Consider the following 15,362-nt stretch of genomic DNA (forward strand, 5'->3'; position numbering starts at 1 on the left):
AATGTTACCATTCCAAACATAATAAAAGTAAGAATTTCCAAATTATATTCTCTCATTAAAACACCTTACATTATTTTATGTTGTTTAACATTAAAATTTATGCACGTAATAATTGGTTTGTGTTTTCAGTAGTGCAAAGGTCAAAGGAACTTTTTTATAAGTTTTATACGAAATGATTGATTCAGAATTTAATTGTTCTGGATCAAATAACATTAACGGCCGGGGCTAGCTATTCGAAACTGGTATTCTGAAACCTGTGCATATATATCAAAGTTGAATTAAATTTGACCTTCTATATCATTAATGTTAATGTCAAAAACACATCAGCAAATCAAAGTTTCGAGAATAAGTTTCGTTTTATACGAATGAAAATCTTTAATTATTATAAGTTCTAAAAAAAGTAGTGTAGAGAGACCATAAGTATGACAACTATCGCATGCCCTTTCATATAATACCTCAATTATGTTAATTAATAATATTTTACTTTTTTAAATTATATATAATTAATAGCTACTTTTTCTTTTCATGAATATTAATTCAAAATATTTGTATAAAGTTGATTGAAAAATATGCATAAGTGGTAGAACTTTTTCGTGAGTTTCAATGAAACAATGTTCTCTAACCTTTTTTACAACATCATTATCTTTAACATCACCAATCAACAAAGGAGAATCAAGATTATGCAACTTTTGGTTCCTTTTGACCATCTTCATGTTGCTGTTGGCATAATACAATTCAAATTATCTACTACTTTTTCGATTTTTGTTTGATAGAATACGAACAAATAATGCTCGAAAAGTAGGTGAATTATCTACTACTTTTAATAAAAACAAGTATTATCTATCTTCAAAATAATTATTTAAAAACCAAAATGAGTTTATCAACTCAGAGTTGATAAACTCCCTAACAAAGGACATACTTCCTAAAAAGAGTATGGTTTCCAGGATGTTAAATCACTTCATTATCCCTTAAAAAATCAATTAAATTCAAATGAATTATTCCATCATGAGACATATCCACATCATCCATGGTTATTACGTATTTTGGATAATTATCTTGAATACTCTTTAATGGTTTAAATTCTCTTTCAACAGTTTCTTCACTTGCCAATAAATAAGAAACTTGAATGTAAATGAGTTTGTTTTGTTTTTTGCATACAAAATCCACTTCCAGGCTATCAACTTTGCCGATGGTGATTTCATATCCTCTTCTTAAAAGTTCCAAATAAACAATATTTTCGATTACACGAGTGATATCCCGTTGATTGTTTCCTATTATTGCCTGTCTAAAACCCAAATCACATAGATAATATTTTTCATCATATTTTAATATTCTTTTACCCTGTAAATCTTCGCGCTTTACCTGATAAATCAGGCATGCATTTTCAAAGAATTTCAGATAATTGTAAATTGTATTTACAGATAAGTTTACCATATCCTGCTTTAGTCTTTTATGAATTTTATTTGCGGAAAATGGCTGGCTAATGTTATACATTACAAATCTCATAATCCTTTCCAACAAGTCGACATTTTTAACATTATTTCTTTGAATTATATCTTTAAGGACAATAGAATTGTATAAATCCATTAGAATTAATCTTTTATCATCGCCACTATAGTCAAATGTTGAAGGCATACCCCCATCTTCCAAATATCTATAAAAATGAGATTTAAAATCAGAAGTAATTTCATAGTAATCAAGATATTCCCTAAAAGAAAATGAATATATGTTTAATTCGACATAACGGCCAGATAAATATGTGGCAAATTCTCCAGACAATAATTTTGAGTTTGATCCAGTAAGGTATATGTCATAATTTTCTTTTGCAAAGTAAGAGTTGATTAATTTTTCCCATTGGGGAACAACCTGTATCTCATCAAAAAATAGATAAATTTTGCCTTCAATATTTTCAGTTTTATGAGATATGAACTCTTCAAGCTTTTTAATATTATCTATTTCAAAATAATCACTTAATTCAAAGTTGATCCAAACAATATTATCTTCAGGTATTCCTTGTTTTATTAATGAATCAATAATTTGTTTTAATATGGTTGACTTTCCAGAACGTCTTGTTCCTATTAAAACTTTAATGATATGTTTATTTATAAAGGGATTGATTTTATCAATATAATCTTTTCTTTGAATAATCATTAAAATCACACTTCTTTTTATAATTATTAATTTATCATAACTATCATATAAAGTTTTCAGTATAATGAAAAGTAAATAATAAAATCAATATTGTTTTCAGTTAAATGAAAATCAATATGAAAATTAGAAATAAATATCAAACCTATGAAATTAAAAATATAAATATTAAAAGTAAAGAAATCAAATTAATCTTTGTTACATATCAATATAGCTAGGTTCCATAACCTCTTTTACAACATCACCATCATTAACTTCCCCAATAAGCAATGGTGAATCAGGATTATGCAACTTTTGATTCTTTTTGACCAGCTTCATGTTGCTGTTGGCGTAACACACTTCAAATTATCTACTACTTTTAGTAAAATTTATTCTATATCATGCAAACAATAAATCAAAACTAAATAATTTCTGCCAACACTCAAAAAATAGTAAAAAAATAGAATTAATTAAATAAAATTATTTAAGTAATTCTGCACCTTTGTCGACAACAACTTTACAAGGTACCGGTAATTTCATACCTGCTCTTTTGAGTGCAATTTTTGCATCTTCAAAGTTTTTAGGCTGAATATCGATAGTGATGATTCTTTGATCTTTTTTAACAATAGCTTCAACACTGATTGGTTTACCGAAAGCGTTTCTCATACCGGATTGTACCCTATCCGCACCTGCACCGGTTGCCATCGGGTTTTCCCTTACGATTTGGTGAGGGTATACTCTTAATTTTAAGTGATAGCCTAATCTTCCAGCTGCCCTTTGCATTAATCTGTTGGATGCAATACGGGCTGCTTCTAAGGAGTTGTGTCTAATTTGAGCTGGTTTTTTAACAGCTAAACTTACGGACACTGGAAATTCTTCTCTTAAATTACCCATATCGTATTGTACGATTCTTGAATTTGGGGTTTTTCTAATATAATCTCTTCTTGTATAAGCACGAACCATAATAAATTCCTCCAATAATAAAAATTAATATAAATAAATAGAATATATAACTATTTTGCATTAGTCATTAATAAATGTTACTTATTTTTCATCAATGCCGTCAATTTTAGAATTTTATTATAGAGTTTTATTTCTTTATTATAATGATATTTAGCCTTATTTTAATGTAATATTCTCAGATGATTTATCATTTTTAAAATCGATTTATTACTAAGTACTGTTCATTGATTAATTTAATATTTAGCTTTTATTAAATTTATATTTGTTTGTGGCAATTGTTGTTTAATTGATTTGATTTGTTGTTTTAATCAATGTTTTATTAAAATTTATTATTTTTACATAATATTGTATATATCAATTCTATTAATGTTTTATTATTATGTTAAGTTAGTATTCGGAATTTAAAGATTTAAAAAAAGTTTATATATGAATTGAGGACATATGTATATACATGAACCAAAAACACAAGTCCTCATTATTATTTTGGAGTAATTCATTAATTAATTTTTCTATTTTTTCTGAAATAATAGAAATTTGTAAATCTGCAGAAGAGTTGTTAAAAATCAAAATAAATAATTCAAAGTTATTTATTTTTTGTGATTACTTCGATGGTGATTGCCATGTTTTATTTATATGAATCTGCCATCGATACAGTATTAACTAATCCTAAAAAATTTGTTAATACTGAAAATAAATTTTCTCGCATTCGTAAATTTGAATTCCAGGACATAGTAAAATTCTTTTTATTTAATAAAGGATCTTCAAATCAAGATGATTTGGATGATTTTTTAGAAGATAAATTTAATGATGTTGATATTGAATTAACAAGACAAAATCTTTCACAACAGCGAACATTTATTAATCCATTGGTTTTTAAAGAAATTAGCAAAGAATATTTGAAAAATATTAATTATAACACCAATAATTCATTATTCAAAACATTTAATGGATTTTTCTTAATAGCAGGAGATGGTTCTAATTTTGAAATTCCTGACTTTAAAGAGGTTAGAGAAGAATTTGGAATAAAAAATGATAGTTTGGTGATGAGAAAACCATCAACCGCAACATTTTCAGGGTTAATGGATGTTATGAATGGTTTTTTATTAGATGGAATAATAGGAAACCACAAACAAGGCGAATTGCCATTAATGCACCAAAATTTGGATAATATTCAAGATATAATCAATCCTTCACAGTCAATTTTTATATTTGACAGAGGATACGCTGCAATGGAATTATTTGTCCACATAATAGAAATGAATAGTTATTTTGTAGCAAGATTACAAGACAGATACTACAAAAAAGAAAGAAAACAAGTCCAATCCAATGACGAAGAAATAAATTTAAATATAACCTCCGAAAGACTACAAAAATTCCGTAATACTGATTTTAAAGAAAAATATTCGAAAAAAACATGTCTAACATTAAGAATCGTAACTGTTGAAGTGGAAAAAGAAAATGAAGAAACAGGAGAAATATAAATTGAAATATATTCATTATTAACAAATTTACCCAACAACATAATGACTACAGACGATATTTGCGAAATCTACCATCAAATATGGGGAATCGAAACCAACTACAACACATTAAAAAACAGACATTACATCGAAAATTACACAGGAAAACGACGAATAACGATCGAACAAGACATATACTCCAAATTTCTACGATACAACATATTCTGCCACTACAAAAACTATTTCTACAATTTAATCAATAGTAGAAAAAGAAAAAAAGGAATAACTGCAGAATATCAAGTCGATCAGGCAAATCTAATAAGAAAACTAAAAAGATACCTTCCAAAAATGATTTTGAATCCAACAGCCAAAATAATACGCAAGTATTCAAGAAAAATAATCAAACAATGCTCAAAATCACCCGAAAAAATTAGAAAAAATAGAAAAGCACCCAGAAGACCCACACCTTCAAGAAAATTCAACATGAACTACAGATTAACATAAAAATATAAAAAAATCAAAATATAAAAAATTATGAATTCTAAAATTGACGGCATTGTATTTTTCATGCAAAAATACAATTTTGAAAAGATTAATAATTTTTGACTTCTCGAACTTGTAGATAGATTTTTTATTTAATACTAAATCAAGAGTTAGAATAATACAATTAAAAACAGCATAGGTATAAAATAGCGATAAATCAAAAAAAAGACATTGATAATACTTAAACATTAATTAATTACAACATCTACATTGTTATATCGAAACTAGGAAAAACTAATGATATTTAAGGAAAATTCAATATCAAAGTTAAAAGTAAAATCAGACCCCCATAATACATTAGAATATGATGAATTTTTTAAATCAGACATTTAAATATAAACATCACAACCACTGAATTAGCAGAACAATGATTTGAACTTGTGAAATTTTATCTAAAAAATTTTAACATGACAAGATCAGAAGATTTTTTAATTGAATTTAGATAATGTAAGTTTAATCTTAATTTGCAGATTTATTAACCTAATATACTCAATTTCAAAGAAAATAAAAATAATATGTAGAATAAAGACTTTTCATTGATTAAATTTAATGATAAAAGATATTAAAAATTAATTAAAAAATGCATAAGGAATATTTATATTGTATATACATCATAATTAAGTATATGACTAAATTTAATACTGAAGACTATAAGGATATTATTGGCATAATTTTTTTAGCATTAAGCTTTATAATGTTGGGATACATGTTAATATCCCCATACAATCAAATGCTTATCCATCTTGATGAATACTTTACAATTAGTGTCCTTAATTTTCCAATTACGGATTTAATTTATGTTGTATCTCACGATGTTCATCCCCCATTCCATTATTTGCTTTTAAAAGTAGTTTCGGACATTTTAACATTTTTAGGGTTAGAATTTGATAAAATTTTCATATATAAAATCATGTCAATTGTACCCTATGCGATAATGCTTATTTTATCCGTTACAAAAATAAAAAGAGAACATGGATACTTGACTGCAGGATTATTTGCTTTTTCAATAGCTGTAACAAGCGAATTTCTCGCATATTATTCAATAATAAGAATGTACAGTTGGGGAATATTGTTTGTGATGTTGGCATTTATCTATCTGAAAGATATTATTGATACAAATGACACTAAAGCCTGGATTTTACTTACAATATTTTCAGTTTTAGCGGCATATACACACTATTTTGCTGCAATTCCAATAGTATGTATCTATATATCATTATTTGTTTACATATTCATTAATGATAAGGAAAAACTTAAATTCTGGTTTATCTCAAGCATATGTGGAATAATATTATATTCCCCATGGATATTATCTTTAATAACTCAAGTAACAGGAGTCAGTAAGGGTTTTTGGATTCCCGCAATAACATTAAAAACATTTATCGGCTTTTTTGGATATTTTATTGCTCCGGGAAATGATATTTATATCAGCATATTTTCAATAGCAGTATTTATTGCTCTTGCAATCAATTCACTGATACTATCAGACGATATAAATAAAACAGATAAATTTTATATATTCTGTGGAATAGGCGTATTTGTTGGAACAATACTAATAGGAACAATAGCCTCAATCATATTAAAACCATTATTGCTGAATAGATACCTATTACCTTCAGTTGCCGTATTATGGTTTACTATTGCATTCATGGTTTCTAAACTCAACGATAAACGAAGATTTATGATTTCATTTGCATTAATTCTAATATTGCTGGTTGCAGGAATAGGAACTACGATTTCATCCCAGGATTATTGGATTGACAAAAATATGAGTAGAAACGAATTTTTTAATCATTTAAGTGAAGACAATAACACCATAGTAATTAATGATGCAGTTAATAAAATGTTTTATCTGGAATATGCTAATTGCACAAACATGTATGTAGTCAATAAATCATATGAACTTTATGGATATAATTTGAGTGAACTGCACGACACCTTCGATTTTAAAGAAATATCGAAAGAGGATGTTCCTAAATTAATAAAGAACAATAAAGATAAAGATATATACATTCTAACTAAAAAACCGGACTATAATAAGAATATTAAAACAACAACAGTTGCAAAAACAGGATCCCATGCTATCCTAAAAGTCAAATGATAAATTCTCAAAATATAGGTTTATAACCTATATTTTTTTATTTTTAGGTTAAATTTAATTCATTAATAGATATTTTTTTACTTAAATTGATAACTTTTTATATTAAATTATACAATATTTTATCATGGATTTATTAACTATTGTTGTGCCTTGTTTTAATGAGGAAAGTTCTGTTGAAATTTTTTTTAAAGAAATTGAAAAAACATTAACTGAAATTAATTTTGAAATCATTTATGTTAATGATGGTTCAAAGGACAATACATTAGTTAATATCAAAAAAATAACCAAATCCAATTCAAATGTCAAATATATTTCATTTTCCAGGAATTTTGGAAAGGAATCTGCTTTATATGCTGGTTTAAAAAATTCAAAAGGAGATTTGGTTTGTGTTATGGATGTGGATTTACAAGATCCTCCCGAACTGCTTCCACAAATGATTGAATCTATAGAAACTGAAGATTATGATATTGTTGCAACCAGAAGAGTTACTAGAGCAGGCGAACCTAAAATCAGGTCATTATTTGCTCGTTTATTTTATAAAATATTTAATAAAATATCCAAAATAGATTTGGTTGACGGCGCACGAGATTATAGATTAATGACAAGACAGGTAGTTGATTCCCTTCTGGAATTAGAAGAATATAACCGTTTTTCAAAAGGACTATTTCAGTGGACAGGTTATGAAACGAAATGGATTGAGTATGAAAACATCGAAAGAATATCCGGAGAAACAAGCTGGTCCTTTTTTGGATTAATTTCATATTCAATTGAAGGAATCATAGCATTTACCACAGTTCCATTATCCATTTCAACATTTTTTGGTATTATAATCTCCTTTATCGCTTTTATCCTAATTATATTTATTGTATTGAAAAATTTATTATATTCAGACCCTGTTGCAGGTTGGGCCTCAACCATATGTATTATTCTACTTTTAGGCGGAATTCAACTATTTTCAATAGGAATTTTAGGAAAATACCTGGAAAAAACATATATTGAAATAAAAAACCGACCATTATACATTATTAAAGAATCCAACATTGATAATAAAAATTCTTAATTTTCCACCAATGCCAAATAATAATACTTAATATATAAAAAAAACATATTATTAGCCATATTATGAATAATAATATGAATGGTGAAAAAATGAAAAAAAAGATATTTATATCAATGCTTATCCTATTATTGATTTCAATATCTGCTGTTTCTGCAAGTGATGATTTAGACCAAAACATCACACAAACCAATGATATTGGAACAATCAATGATGACGTTTTAAGCGCATCGTCTGCAAAGACGTTCACTGATCTTCAAACCCAAATTGGAAGAACAAGTGCAGGAAGCACTCTGACATTGGAAGACGATTATGCATATACTGAAGGCACTGACAGAACCATCGGTATAGCAATATACGGTACGACAAAAGACATAACTATTGATGGAAACGGACATACCCTTGACGGTAAAAACGTTGCAAGAATTATTTATATTAATGAAGGAGCAAACAATATTACCATAAAGAACGTTAACTTCGTTAACGGATATCAGGACAGTGGTGCTGGAGCAATTTTCTGGAAAGGAGAATCCGGTACGATAATCAACTGTAACTTCACTTCAGACACTGCAGATAAAAGCGGTGGAGCAATAATCTGGACAGGTGCAGAAGGAACAATAGACAACTGTAAATTTGAAAAGTGCAGCTCCAAATCCCAAAGTGGTGGAGCGCTCTACACTACTGATGCATGTGATAAAATCACCATCTCCAACAGCAAATTTATCTCCAACAAGGCAAAAACATCAGGTGCTGCAATTGCATCAGCCGGAGCAGGCGCCGTAATATCCAAAAACATTTTTACAGACAACAGCGCAAGTGACAGTGGAGCCGCAATATACCTTTCAGGGGCAAATACAAAAATAAGCGAGTGTCAGTTCATCGCAAATAAAGTTGAAGGAAGCGGAGGAGCAATTTTCTGGAAAGGAGAATTAGGTACACTGGACAAAAGTAACTTTACCGCAAACACTGCAAAAGACAATGGTGGAGCAGTGTTCTGGGCAACTGCAAAAGGTACAATAACCAACAACAGATTTGAAAACTCCGTTTCAAACACCCAGAGTGGTGGAGCAATATACTGTAACGATTTAAGTGCGCAAACAACACTATCCAATAACGTCTTTATCAACAATACTGCTCAAACATGCGGTGCTGGAATCGGATCTGCCGGAGCAAACAGTATCATATCCAACAATATTTTTACAGACAACATTGTTCATGAAAGTGGAGCCGGATTATACACTTCAGGTAAAGGTTCAAAAATAAACAATAACCAGTTCCTTAGAAATAAAGCAGTGAGTGGTGGAGCAGTATATATTGAAATTGATGGAATATCAATGGATAAATGTTATTTCAAAGACAATTACATCACAGGCGGTGGTGGAGGAGCAATGAGATGGAATGGAAATTCCGGAACAATGACCAACTGTGTATTTGAAGATAACATTGCCGAAACAAGAGGTGGAGCAGTATACTGGAACGGAAATGATGCTAAAATACAAAACAGCAACTTCACAAACAATGTTGCAATCACCGCTGCAGGCGGAGCCTTAATATACAGTGGAAATAACGGCCAAATAATCTCAAACAATTTCAACGAAAACAGTGCTACCCAGGGATACGGTGGAGCATTATATGTTGGAGGAAACTCAAACAAAATAAACAGCAACAAATTCGATAAAAACACCGCTGCAAAAGGCGGAGGAGCAATATACTATGACGGCACCAGCGGAAGTGTAACAGGAAATACCATCACATCCAACTCAGCAGAAAACGCATGCGGTATAAGATGGAATGGTGACGGTGCTACAATTACCTCAAATACATTCAAAGGAAATAAAAACACTAACGGTGCAAATATTATCTTTGGTGACGGTGCTAAAGCAAAAGTAACCCAGAACACATTCCTCAACAACAAGGAAAGTGACAACTGTATCAGATGGAACTCAGCTGACGCTGTAATTACTCCAAACACATATAAGGATGATACCGTTACAAAATTAACCGGAAGTGAAGTCACAGCATATTATGGAGATTCCGCAAATTTAATTTTCACATTAACAACCAGCACCCAGGCTTTACCTGGAAAAACCGTTACAATTTCATTTAACAATAAAAACACTGATGTAACCACAAATGCAAACGGACAGGCAATTCTTGACGTTAAAGGAACAGGTGTGGGAACATGTCCTGTAAGCGCCAAATTTGCAGGTGACAGCGATTATGACGCATCAAGCGCAGCCGTATACCTTTACATCAACAAGGCCCCAACCGAAGTTGTTTTAACAGGCATTAAAGACATCATTATCGGCCAGGAACTTGAAATGACCGCCACTGTAAATGCAACCGGCGGAAGCGTAACCTTTGACGTTAACGGAAACAAGACCACAGTTCCACTCTCCACAGGAAAAGCAGTTTATACCTTCAAACCTGCCTTAGGTGACCAGACTTACACCGTTAATGCAACATATAATCCAAGCGATAACTACTTAACCAGTTCTGCAAGCGCAACATTTAAAGTGACAAAAATGCCAACCAGCATAAGCGGTGAAAACGTAACTGCATACCTTGGAGGAAAAGGACAGTTAATCTTCACATTGACTGATGAAACAACCTCAAAAGGAATGCCACAAACCGAAGTCAACGTCACTTTCTATGGCCAGACATACACTCAAAGCACCGACCGTGAAGGTAAAATAACACTTGATTTGGCAAACCTTGGTATCGGAACATATGATGCATTCGTAAGTTATGCTGGAGACGACATCTTTGCTCCATCAAATGCAACTGCAACCGCATTTGTTAAATCAACAATCGAATCAGAAGATTTAATTGCAAACTACGGTGATGCAACATACACTGCAAGATTCGTTGACATCGACGGTAAAGCATTAAGTGAAGGAACAACCGTTTCATTTTCAATTGACAATGCCCCTTACAGAGTTCCTGTAGATAAAAACGGAATAGCTACATTAACAATTGACAAAACTCCTGGAAACTACACCATAACAAACATCAATACAATGACAGGCGAACAGTCTGCAAACAACATTACAATCAACAAAATGCCTACAGAAACCACAATAACCGGTTTAAAAGACATCAATGTTGGTGAAAACCTCACTGCAACGATTAAAGTAAACGCATCCAATGGAACATTAACCACAAAATTCAATGGAGAATCCCAGCTCGTAAACTACACCGGAGGAGATTACAATATCCACTTTGATGGCTTGGATGAAGGAACATACACATTAACTGCAACATTCGAACCTGAAAATCAATACTTCGAAGGAAGTTCTGCTGAAGTAACATTCAAAGTAACCAAAAAGGCAAATATAATTACCGTTGAAACAAAAGACATTGAAGAGGGTGAAGATGCAGTATTTGATGTTAGCGCAAGCATTAAGACAAGTGAAGCAACCTTAAACATCAACGGCAAAAAATACACCCAAAACCTGACCGACGGAAAGGCAAGCTTTACAGTTTCCAATTTAACTGCAAACACATACAAATACACTGTAAGCGTTGAAGGAGACAAGTATTATGAAGCCAACTCAACCGAAGGAACTATCAGTGTCAAATCAACTAAAATAATCATCAGCGCACCTGATTTGGAAAAATACTATGGTGATACAAAAAGATTTGTTGTAACTGTAACCGATAAGGACAATAAGCCTTTAAAAGACATAGCAATCACAATCATTATCAACGGTGTGGCTTACGATAAAACCACAAATGAAAACGGAACAACCAGCATTGGTATTAATCTGCCGGCAAATAACTACACTGCCGAAATCATCTTTAAAGGAAATGAAGACTACAGAGCAGTAAACGCTACCTCAAACATCAAAATCAAGACAACAATACTCGGATCTGACGTAGTAAAAATCGAAAAGTCACCTGAACAGTACGTGGCAACATTCCTGGATTCCACAGGCAAATACTTACCTGCAGGAGAGCACATGCTCTTCAACATCAACGGTGTTTTATATGACAGAATAACAAGAGAAAACGGTCAGGCAAGACTTAACCTCAACCTTGAGGCAAAAACATACGTCATTACTGCATATAACACAATAACAGGCGAACAGTCTGCAAACAACATTACAATCAAACCAAGAATTGTCAACAACAGTGACATAACCAAATACTTCAGAAACGCTACACAATACGAGGTAACACTATTGGATGACAACGGAAACCCTGTAAAAGCAGGTGAAACTGTAACATTCAACATCAACGGGGTATTCTACGACAGAAAAACCAATGATCAGGGTGTTGCAAAACTCAACATCAACCTTGAACCTAAAACATACGTCATTACCGCAATATACAAAAACTGTGTAGTTGCAAACACCATTAAAGTATTGCCTGTACTTTCAGCAAAAGACCTTACAATGAAATACAGGGACGGAAGCAAGTTTGAAGCAAAACTCGTTGACGGCCAGGGCAGACCTTACGCAAACCAAAACATAACCTTCAACGTTAACGGTGTATTCTACAACCGTATAACCGACGAAACAGGTACTGCAAGGCTAAACATTAACCTAATGGCCGGAAAATACATCATAACTTCAAGTTATAACGGTTCAAACATTGCAAACACAATAACAATCAATTTGTAGATGTTTAAAACATCTACTTTTATTTTTTAAAAAGCTATATTAACCACATAAAATAAAGATTACACCAATGAAAGTAAAAAGCAAAATCGAGTTAAGATTCAAAACAGCTAAAGACGCTCAAATCACCTACGAAACTTTAGAAGTAGACAATGAAAACTTTCTCGACTCAAAACTTAAAAATAACACCATCACTTACGAAATCGACAGCGAATCACTTACAACCACTTTGGCAACAATAGATGACTTGATTGCATGTGAGATTTTAGGCGAAAAAATCATTTCAATCAAAAAATAATTGCAAAAGACAAACTATTATATAACTTGAAAGTACAAATATTATTACATATTAATTCATAGAGGAGTAATATTATGGAATGTTATTATCATCCTAGTAGAGAAAGTACAGATACATGCGCTATTTGTGGCAAATCCATCTGTAAAGAGTGCGGTTTGGAAATAGCAGGTAAAGTTTATTGTAAAGATTGTTTAGAAAAAATTGTAGGTCTCAGTTTAGATTCAAAACCTCAGGAAGAAGCTCCAAAAGCCGAACCTGTTAGACTTGAAAAAGAGGAAGCTCCCGAAGCCAGAATCGAAATGGCAAATCTCACAAGACAGCCTGAAGAGGCACAGTTTTCAAACCAGAGAATAGCTGAAGATTCCCCTTATAACATCAAGGACAACATCCAGTATGAAGGCGGCCTTGAATCCACTTATGACGATAATTACCAGCCTCAGGTTTCACTTCATGACGCTATCGAAAAGAATCAGGTACCGCAGAAACCTGTTGAAAACGTGAGAGAAGAATACACAGAACCGGACCCTATCATGCAGGATGTATTGCATGAACCTGTACAGCAGGCAAGAAACGAATACGACTATCAAAAGCCACAGGCTCCTCCTGCAGATGACTACATCTATCCGGACCATTCATACCAGCCTGAAGAAACCACTGCAAGACGTGCTGTTGAAGACAAGTATGAAAGATATCTTGATGACTTGTACTTTGACGAACCTGAAGTTCCTTTAAACGAGCAATTAGCACGTGACGAAGAGCAGTACGGATCTTTAACCAGAAGGGAATACGCTCCAAGAAGAGAAGCTCAAAGAAGTGCTCCGCAGGCATATCCTGAAGAGGATGATTTGGACATAAGAATCCGTGAAGAGCTTGCAAGAAGAGAACAGGGCAAATCCATAAGGGATGGTAGAGAACCAATCCATAATATTCAATATGAGGAAGAAAAAGAACCGTTCAGCGCACTTGATATCGTGCTTACAATCGTTTTAATCATTGTAATCATCATAGTACTGTTCTACATACTGTACCTGTTCAAGTTAAGTGCAACATACCCAACATTCGTTGATGCGGTATTCGGTTTAAAAAATCCTGGGCAATTCATTAATGCCTTAACTCACTGAGATACATTCTCAGTGTTTACTTTCTCTTTAAACACCTCTAAAACATCACTATTTTTATATTTTAACACCCTAATCTGTGAAGGGTATTTTTCAATAAAGCGTGACATGTCCTTTTTGGAAATCGGATTTTCAAGTACTGATAAAATCCTCTCACGAAAATGAGTTGAAAAGCCCTGTGGAATAGCTGCCAAAACCTCACTTAAACTATCAAAAGGCCTTTGTAATTCAATTTCCAAAGCCAATTTATCATTTAAAAGATTAAGCTCACTCAAATCCAACTCATTAGCATTTTCAATGATGTTATCCTCAAGACGCTTTCCAAAAATTATTGAATCCTTATCAGAAGTCAAAACGTCAATCGTCTTTTGAGGCATCATCGAACGAACAGAATCAAACTCCCCGCTCATGACCGCCTCACGAATCTTTGTACCGCTCACACCAGCAATTCTTTCAACAAAAATAAATTTTCCGGCATAATCAAAGCCTATTTTGGATAATGAATTTGAAAAAGAGGTTATCACATAGTTATCCTCCTTAAGCTTGTCCTTAAGTAAAACTTCACCTGTGGTCTTATCAACAATCCTATAAGGCTTCGGCGCAACGTGATGGCCCATGCTGATTCTTTTTAAAATCTCATCAAAACCCGGAAGAGGATTATATCCACGGGGAATGAAGTCAGTGTTTAAGGCCTTAAACATTTTACAAAGACAAAGAGAATACTGGCCTGATCCCATAAGTCCCATGGGAGGACCTTCAACGACAACGTCAGCCCCAAGTGAAACTGCAATTTCCGCCCTTTTTTCACGTGGAAGTATATATGGAATACCCCTACCACTCCTTTCAAAAAGCCCCGGAACGACAGCTACAAAAAGCGCGTCATTAACATTAGACCTTGCAACTTTCATGCAATGATAATGACCGTTATGTAAAGGATTGTACTCAGTAAAATCAGCCACCAGCTTAATGTCTGAAGTGGGTGAAGAAATCCTTACCTCAGTGTCTAAATATTCACGGAAAAGTTCCATGTCACGATTTGAAATTTCACTTAAAAGACTCATAATAAAAAATAT

At 32.2% G+C, this 15,362-nt stretch carries 10 protein-coding genes; 7 read left to right on the forward strand and 3 right to left on the reverse strand.

All coding sequences use genetic code 11. From position 1 onward, the window contains the following. Window positions 1-948 precede the first annotated feature (948 nt). Together ACKI44_RS02215 and rplJ are read right to left on the reverse strand one after the other, a co-directional pair. Window positions 949-2,148: an ATP-binding protein gene (locus tag ACKI44_RS02215; protein WP_342765218.1), complete on the reverse strand. Its 1,200-nt coding sequence runs from the start codon at window positions 2,146-2,148 to the stop codon at window positions 949-951. Window positions 2,149-2,607: 459 nt separating this feature from the next. Continuing rightward, window positions 2,608-3,090 (reverse strand): 50S ribosomal protein L16, encoded by a 483-nt coding sequence (rplJ, locus tag ACKI44_RS02220; protein WP_407421130.1) that lies wholly within the window; start codon window positions 3,088-3,090, stop codon window positions 2,608-2,610. Window positions 3,091-3,710: 620 nt separating this feature from the next. Between rplJ and ACKI44_RS02225 the strand changes: the two genes are divergently transcribed. The 7 genes from ACKI44_RS02225 (at window position 3,711) to ACKI44_RS02255 (ending at window position 14,292) form a co-directional block, all read left to right on the forward strand. Then, window positions 3,711-4,571, forward strand: a complete 861-nt coding sequence (locus ACKI44_RS02225; protein WP_407421132.1) for a hypothetical protein — start codon at window positions 3,711-3,713, stop codon at window positions 4,569-4,571. 42 nt (window positions 4,572-4,613) lie between these two features. Continuing rightward, the gene (locus ACKI44_RS02230; protein WP_407421134.1) at window positions 4,614-5,054 is read left to right on the forward strand and encodes a hypothetical protein; all 441 of its coding nucleotides are present in this window, start codon (window positions 4,614-4,616) and stop codon (window positions 5,052-5,054) included. 745 nt (window positions 5,055-5,799) lie between these two features. Further along, complete coding sequence (locus ACKI44_RS02235) at window positions 5,800-7,194, forward strand: hypothetical protein (RefSeq protein ID WP_407421136.1); 1,395 nt, start codon at window positions 5,800-5,802, stop codon at window positions 7,192-7,194. Window positions 7,195-7,318: 124 nt separating this feature from the next. Continuing rightward, on the forward strand, window positions 7,319-8,254 hold the full coding sequence (locus ACKI44_RS02240; protein ID WP_407421138.1) for a glycosyltransferase family 2 protein: 936 nt from the start codon (window positions 7,319-7,321) through the stop codon (window positions 8,252-8,254). An 89-nt stretch (window positions 8,255-8,343) separates the two neighbouring features. Continuing rightward, complete coding sequence (locus tag ACKI44_RS02245; protein ID WP_407421140.1) at window positions 8,344-12,876, forward strand: Ig-like domain repeat protein; 4,533 nt, start codon at window positions 8,344-8,346, stop codon at window positions 12,874-12,876. 67 nt (window positions 12,877-12,943) lie between these two features. Further along, entirely contained in the window at window positions 12,944-13,171 is a 228-nt protein-coding gene (locus tag ACKI44_RS02250) for a KEOPS complex subunit Pcc1 (RefSeq protein WP_407421142.1), read from the forward strand. A 74-nt stretch (window positions 13,172-13,245) separates the two neighbouring features. Further along, a complete protein-coding gene (locus ACKI44_RS02255; RefSeq protein WP_407421144.1) occupies window positions 13,246-14,292 on the forward strand; it encodes an ATPase in 1,047 nt (348 codons plus the stop codon). On the opposite strand, the gene ACKI44_RS02260 is transcribed toward ACKI44_RS02255, so the two are convergent. Beyond that, window positions 14,286-15,350, reverse strand: a complete 1,065-nt coding sequence (locus ACKI44_RS02260; protein ID WP_407421146.1) for a nucleotidyltransferase family protein — start codon at window positions 15,348-15,350, stop codon at window positions 14,286-14,288. The genes ACKI44_RS02255 and ACKI44_RS02260 overlap by 7 nt on opposite strands. Window positions 15,351-15,362 lie beyond the last annotated feature (12 nt).

This window comes from Methanobrevibacter sp. (genome assembly GCF_045646205.1).
GTDB lineage: Archaea > Methanobacteriota > Methanobacteria > Methanobacteriales > Methanobacteriaceae > Methanocatella.